The sequence below is a fragment of the Acinetobacter sp. UBA3025 genome, from assembly GCF_002367915.1.
Classification (GTDB): Bacteria; Pseudomonadota; Gammaproteobacteria; order Pseudomonadales; family Moraxellaceae; genus Acinetobacter.
Genome location: NZ_DFDO01000009.1, coordinates 1 through 7,302 on the forward strand (window position 1 = coordinate 1; position 7,302 = coordinate 7,302).

Below are 7,302 nucleotides of genomic sequence, written 5' to 3' on the forward strand. Positions count from 1 at the left end.
TTATTGCCCTAAGCATTGTTGCGATTTGGTTGTTCGGAATATTTTAAATAACGTTTTCTAGAAGAAAAAAATTTTAAGACATTGAAATTTATTAATTTATTTCTAACGATTAAAACCTATATATGCTTTTGATAACCAAATAAAAAATCAAGATAACTCCTTACCCTAAACTTTTTTATAGTCAAAAGAGTCCTATTTTCAGCAGATCTAAAAGAGACAGAAATTTATCCAAGTTCATAAACAGGATAGATCCAGTCTAGAACAATCATTAAATATGTATTGCAGCAAAAGGTGAGGAAAAATGACGGAGCACTCTCAATGTAGAATCACGATTCAAAATTTATATAAAAGTTATAGCACCGCACCAGATCAGCAGACCCAAGTCCTCGAAGATATTAATCTAGATATTCATGCAGGTGATTTTGTCAGTGTGATAGGGCATGCTGGCTGCGGTAAATCCACATTGTTACGCTTACTGAAGGGCTTAGAGCAGCATCAACAGGGACAGATTCTGATTCAGGGAAAACAGCCAGCTGAACATCTTCCAAATCTCAGTATTGTCTATCAGGATCATCGACTGTTTAACTGGCTCAGTGTGACGGAAAATATCCGCATGGCCTTACATCAAATCCCTTTAAGCAAAGAAGAGGAAAACCGAAGAATTCAGGAACAGCTGGAATTGCTGCAACTGACGCCGTTTAAGGATGCTTATCCATCGCACTTGTCTGCTGGCATGAATCTGAAAGTGGCCATTGCCAAAAGCCTGGTTACTCAACCGGATATTTTATTATTAGATGATCCTTTTGCTGGACTGGACGCGCTGATGCGTCATCATCTGCATGAAGAATTACAACGAATCTGGAAAACTAAAAATATTACCGTGATTTTAGCGACCCAAGATATTGCTGAGGCCTTATTACTGAGCAATTCAGTAGCCGTGATGCAGGCTAATCCTGGACGAATCGAACAGGTTTTAAAAGTGCCCTTATCTTATCCACGCAAGCGCCAGAATACGCGTTTACAGCAGTTGAAAAAAGAAATTCTAAAAGTATTAAATTTCTCAATCGTGAAGGATCAACAGCCGCTACTTACAAACTCTGGTCAGTTTTGCTGGTAGGCTAGGGCCTTCATAAATTTCAAGTTATACAGAGATCAACAGCAATAAACCTCGCCCATATTTGTCATTTCCACTAGCACCAATTACCCCAGTGCTTAACTTAAAGAAATAAAAAATGCCCTATCGGGCATTTTTTATAATGGATGGTTTAAGAGGCAACCGCAGTATTTTGTTGCGTAATCACATACTGATTTTCTGGCCGTTTCAGTCCTAAGTTTTCACGCAGAGTTGTACCTTCATATTCAGTCCGGAATAGACCACGACGTTGTAGTTCTGGCACGATGAAATCGACAAAGTCATTCAGACCGGCAGGCGTAGTTGGTGGCAAGACATTGAAACCATCAGCTGCTTCATTTTCGAACCATTCCTGTAGTTGGTCGACTACCTGTGCAGGTGTTCCGATCAGCGTCCAGTGACCGCGAGCAGAGGCAATATATTCATATAGCTGGCGAATGCTGAAGTGATGCTTCGCTGCAATTTCAAACATCATTTGCTGACGGCTAGACTTGATCTCAATAACTTCGAGAGGAAATGGGGCATCCAAATCATAGTTTGAAAGATTAATATCCCCTGCCAGACCAGACAGTAAGCCCAAACCGACATCTGGATGAATCAGACGATTCAGTAATTCATATTTTTCTTTGGCTTCCTGTTCAGTTTTAGCTACAAAGACAGAGACCCCCGGCATTACTTTTAAATCATCCGGATGACGACCGTATTTAGCCAGACGGCCTTTAACATCACGGTAGAAGGCTTGTGCATCAGACAGGCTTTGCTGGGCGGTAAAAATCACTTCGGCATATTTGGCGGCCAGCTCACGACCATCTTCAGACTGACCTGCCTGAACAATCACTGGATAGCCTTGTGGTGGACGAGGGACATTGAGTGCACCCTGGACATTAAAATATTTGCCGCTATGCAGTGGTTCGTGCTGTTTAGATGCATCAAAGAAATGACCGTTTTCTTTGTCATAGAGGAATGCACCATCTTCCCAGGAGTCCCAGAGCTTCTGTACAACTTCAATAAATTCATCCGCGCGCTCATAACGGACTTTGGCATCCGGATGGGCACTAAAACCAAAGTTACGTGCGGTTTCAGCAGAAATGGTGGTCACGACATTCCATGCGGTACGACCCTTACTGATATGGTCTAAAGAAGCATATTTTCGTGCCAACAGATACGGTTCTTCATAGGTGGTAGAAGCAGTAGCAATAAAACCAATATTTTGGGTGACGGCTGAAATCGCTGCGAATAAGGTAACTGGTTCAAAGCCAACGACTTTATCGCTATAACCGACCTTCTTATTCTGTCTGGAAGCACCATGACTCCAGTTGACTGCCAGACCATCAGCAAGGAAATAGGCATCAAACAGGCCGCGTTCAGCAGTTTTTGCTAATTCAATCGCATAATCAATGCTTAAGTGATCCTGAGGACGAGACTCAGGATGGCGCCAACCTGCCGCATGTTGCGAAGTCGTCGGAATAAAAGCACCCAGTTTAATTTGTCGTTTAGCCATGAGAAGACCTTGTGTTTTTATGCATACACTGCTTATAACAAGGATCTTCATGGCTGAAAAATATAATAAAAATGAATCCATATAAAAAATATGGATTAAGCAGGAAATACGCTATTTAGAGGTGGTTTGCTAAGGTTTACCCAGTAGTTCAGGCCGGAAGATTAAACCAGTGCCTCGATGGTTTTTTTCTTCCAGATAAACTGGTAATACAAGCCTTGCATAATACAAAGACAGACAAAGGCAAGGGCATAGCCATACCAGATCCCTTGTAAACCCCACCAGCGGCTGAACATATAGGCAGCTGGTACTTCAATTCCAATAATGGCAATGATATTGATGAGCATCGGGACTGTCACTGTGCCACTGGCCCGCATGATCGAGGCAAAAATTGCGCTAGCACCAAAGAACAAAATCGACCATAGGACAATGAAGAGAAGTTGCTGACCCAATACCACGACCTGTGGATCAGTGATAAATAGTGCCATGAGATATTTAGAAAACAGATAAGCCAGAATTACCAGACTACCTGTGAACAAGATATTCATACTTAAGGCAGTTCGGGTCACTTTATTGAGCAAATCATTTTTACCAGCACCAATGGCCTGTGCCCCAAAGACGGAAGCTGCAATGGCAATAGAAAGAGCAGGGAACTGAATATAATTCAGCACCTGATTCACGGCACCATAGGCCGCTGTTGCTTCTGCACCATAACGGTTGACCAGACCCACAATGACCAGACCAGCGACTGAAGTCGTCACCATTTGAACCCCGGTTGGAATACCTAAGCGCAGGATAATCTTGCTGAGCTGGGGCTGATGACGAATATCTTTGATCAACGCCCAGTCTGGTCTTAGAGGATGACGTTTATAGTTTAAATAGAGAATGAGAAATAGCAGAACAGCCAGATTACCCAGAATGGTTGCAATTGCTGGAGAGATGATCCCCATTTTAGGAAAACCGAAATAACCGGCGATCAGGACTGGTGTTACTACCAAGCCCACACCAATCGTTAGGGCAGAGGCAAACAGTGGTGTAGTACTGTCTCCGACCCCACGTAAAATTGAAGTATAAATAATATAAATAAAAATCAGAGGGCTACCAGCCAGCATCCATTGCACATAAGGCAAAGACAGGTGCATCACATCCGGATCTGTACCTAATAATTGCAGGATATTTTCAGCAAAAAATACACCCAATAGGGCAATCAGGCTGCCACCAATCAGTGTCATAAACAGGGTAGAGCCAACTACACAGCGCACTTTTTCCAGGTTTCTGGCACCCCAAGCTTGTCCTACCAGAACCGTAGAACCTGCAGAGAGACCAATCACAAAAGCCATCAGACAGAACAGAATCGGGAAAAATACTGCCACAGCGGCAATTGCTTGCACGCCGAGCATTTGCCCGACAAAAACAGTATTAATCGTACCGGACAGGCTTTGCAGGATGTTGGTAACGACCAGCGGTAACAGGAAAATAAAAAATGTTTTCCATAAATTCTGCTGGTGAACCAATGCTTGCTGTGCCATATGACATCCTGTTCTTGATTTTTCATATATTTATCAGGACTAAATTATCCTTGATCAGCATCAAGAACGCTTTAGCTTTTCAGTAACCAATAAGTCTATTTTTTTAAACTTTGGAAAGAATATGTGCTGCTTCTATCAAGGTTTCATCTTTTTTGGCAAAGCAGAAGCGCAATAAGTGTAAATCTTTAGGCGGCTCCTGATAAAACGCTGATACCGGAATCGCCACAACACCGTGTTGTTCCGCCAGATAGTGACACATCGACAGTGCATCCAGATCAGGACGAATTTCACTGTAATCCAGATTCTGGAAATAGGTGCCTTGAGACGGCGTCCAGTGAAAACGGGAATCTGTCAGTGCATGATTAAACAGATCCCGTTTGGCCTGATAAAAACCGGACAGCTCATGGATATGTTCAGAATGTAGTTGCATATATTCGGTCAGAGCCACCTGAATTGGGGTCACGCCACAGAAGCTGACAAATTGGTAAATCTGTCTGAACATCTGCATTAAGGCTGGTGGTGCAACACAGAAACCGGTTTTCCAGCCGGTCACATGAAAGGTTTTACCAAAAGAACCAATCACAAAACTGCGTTCACGGAGTTCCGGAAATGATGCTGCAGAATGATGACGAACTTCATCAAATACCAGATGTTCATAGACTTCATCGGACAGAACCACGATATTACGATCACAAATCAGTTCAATCAGCTGCTGCCAGTCTTGCTCTGTCCATACCGTTCCGGTGGGATTATGCGGTGTATTCACTACAATCATGCGGGTACGGTCATTGATTGCATCTTTGACCTTATTCCAGTCCACAGAAAAACCAGGATATTCTAGAGCGATATGTACCGGTTTGGCACCGACCAGCTTCACGCTTGGCGCATAGCTGTCATAACTGGGATCAAAAATAATGACTTCTTCACCTGCTCGTACCGTTGCCTGAATTGCACAGAAGATTGCAATCGTTGCACCAGGAGTAATGGTGATTTCATCTACCGGGTCTAGAATGAGCTGGTCACGGTGCTGATAAAGATCAGCGACCAGCCCACGTAATACTGGTAAACCATCACCCGGTGCATATTGATTAAAACCATTTTCAACCGCCCGACTGAGGGCTTCAATCAATTGTGGTGGAGCAGGGAAATCTGGAAAACCTTGTGACAGGTTAATTGCCCCGAGTTTTTGTGCCAAGGCCGACATGGTACTAAAAATAGTAACGCCCAGATTGGGAAGTTTAGAATGTAACTCAAGCATGTCCTTGGCCTCTGGCTTATCCTGTAATCGAGGATGATGTAGGAGATATAAAGTATTCGGCTTTCAGTGTAGCAGTAAGTGAATCAGCAAATAATCAGAAAAATCGAAAAGGTTGAAACAGAATACATCTTCTATTTCATAAGCATAGAGAATATAAGGTCAGGGTAAGGTTATTTGTGGTTAATTCATGTGAAATAAATACCAAGATGGATTTTAATAATCTTTATTAATTAAAACTAATTGGTTAATTGTCTCTATTTTAAAAATTATATTTAAAAGCCGACTTTCGTCGGCTTTTTATTTTCAGTCTTCCAAAACCTCTTCCAGTAACTCCTCACTTGGTGCAAAGTAATACGCACCATCCATTGGAGTCACGAAGTGTAGCAAGCGGTCATGGATCCCATCGCCTGATGTACCAAACATGCGCACTAACATGGCATCAATGATTTTCAGGTCTTTGGTATAAGCAATGAAGAATAGACCTTGGTCACCACGACCATCTCCATAAGGCAGAGAGTGACGTAGAATTTCCATTTCCTCGCCTCCCTCATCTTCAACGACAGTACGAGCGATATGTGCATTGGCAGGTTTTACCTCATCCTCGAGTTCAATCGATTCAAGTTTGGTACGACCCATCACTTGTTCTTGAGCATCGACTTTGAGTTTCTTCCATTTATCCAGGTTATGCGCATAACGCTGTGCAAAAATGAATGAACCGTCTTGGAAAATACCAGCATCTTCACCGAGTAAAGCTACTTCAGCACGATCGTCCGGGAATTGCGGATTTTCAGTACCATCGATGAAGCCGGTAATATCACGGCCATCAAAGTAACGGAAGCAAACACGCTCATCTAATACTTCAACCTGATCGCGAATACCTTCGAAGAAAGACTGACTCAAGGCGAAACAGATATCAGCACGCGCACTGGCAATATGAATCAGTACATCTGCCGGTACCACAGGCATATTAAATGAACCTTGAATTGGCTCTAATTGTTTAAAACCAGAAGGTGCCTGTTCATACAGTTTTGACCAGAGTTCAGGACCAAAAGCGACAGCCGTTTTAATTTGCGCATTCGGATGTTGGGTAATCAGGCGATCGCGTGTCGTAAATAGCTGTTCTAATCGTTCCTTAAAATCTTCGATACTGAGATTTTTCAGACGTAAAACAATAAAGCGAGCATGATCTGAAGGTAATGGCAAAATTACAGATTGGGCTGTCATTCATGGCTCCTGTAATAAATTTTCTGTATCCAATCCTGCTATTGTGCCTGAAGCGCTATAGAGTGAATAGTATGCAGTCTGATGTTTAAGCAATTTTTTTGGCTGAAAATATTGGAAAAGTCATATAATTAGATCCTGAATTTGAATGAGTTAAATCTCTATGTCCTATCAAGTCTGGTTTGCTTATATGTTAGCCTGTTGGGTGATCAGTATTTCCCCAGGTGCGGGTGCTATTGCTTCAATGTCGAGCGGACTGAATTATGGCTTTCGACATGGATACTGGAATGCGCTCGGCCTGCAACTCGCCCTATTGGTTCAAATTGCCATTGTGGCTGCCGGGGCAGGGGTATTGTTTGCGACTACACCTTGGGCATTTCTTGCAGTGAAATGGTTTGGGGTTGCCTATTTATTGTATCTGGCCTTTTTGCAGTGGAAAGCACCAGCGCAGTCGATTGAAATTAAACATGAACTCGCACGAAAATCAGCTGGGAAACTCGTCATTCACGGTTTTCTGGTCAATATGAGTAATCCCAAGGCAATTGTATTTTTGCTGGCAGTATTACCGCAATTTCTGGACTTATCTAAACCGCAATGGATTCAATATGTGATTATGGCTGCGACCATGGTGACGATTGATCTGATTGTGATGGCAGGTTATACC

Annotated in this window: 6 protein-coding genes; 2 read left to right on the top strand and 4 right to left on the bottom strand. The window is 42.8% G+C overall.

Translation table 11 applies throughout. The features are described from left to right. Positions 1 to 301: 301 nt before the first annotated feature. Positions 302 to 1,117, top strand: a complete 816-nt coding sequence (locus tag B4J23_RS00365; protein WP_291358174.1) for an ABC transporter ATP-binding protein — start codon at positions 302 to 304, stop codon at positions 1,115 to 1,117. A 148-nt stretch (positions 1,118 to 1,265) separates the two neighbouring features. Here B4J23_RS00365 and B4J23_RS00370 read toward each other — a convergent pair whose 3' ends face one another. The 4 genes from B4J23_RS00370 to B4J23_RS00385 all read right to left on the bottom strand — a co-directional run bounded on the left by B4J23_RS00370 (position 1,266) and on the right by B4J23_RS00385 (position 6,641). Continuing rightward, a complete protein-coding gene (locus B4J23_RS00370) occupies positions 1,266 to 2,633 on the bottom strand; it encodes an LLM class flavin-dependent oxidoreductase (protein ID WP_291358176.1) in 1,368 nt (455 codons plus the stop codon). 161 nt (positions 2,634 to 2,794) lie between these two features. Beyond that, positions 2,795 to 4,159: an MATE family efflux transporter gene (locus tag B4J23_RS00375; RefSeq protein ID WP_004780677.1), complete on the bottom strand. Its 1,365-nt coding sequence runs from the start codon at positions 4,157 to 4,159 to the stop codon at positions 2,795 to 2,797. Between the two features lie 103 nt (positions 4,160 to 4,262). Then, positions 4,263 to 5,417, bottom strand: a complete 1,155-nt coding sequence (locus B4J23_RS00380) for a methionine aminotransferase (RefSeq protein WP_291358180.1) — start codon at positions 5,415 to 5,417, stop codon at positions 4,263 to 4,265. 303 nt (positions 5,418 to 5,720) lie between these two features. Beyond that, complete coding sequence (locus B4J23_RS00385; protein WP_291358182.1) at positions 5,721 to 6,641, bottom strand: Dyp-type peroxidase; 921 nt, start codon at positions 6,639 to 6,641, stop codon at positions 5,721 to 5,723. Positions 6,642 to 6,801: 160 nt separating this feature from the next. On the opposite strand from B4J23_RS00385, the gene B4J23_RS00390 reads away from it, so the two are divergent. Further along, the coding region (locus B4J23_RS00390; protein ID WP_291358184.1) for a LysE family transporter at positions 6,802 to 7,302 on the top strand (501 nt) is incomplete at its 3' end.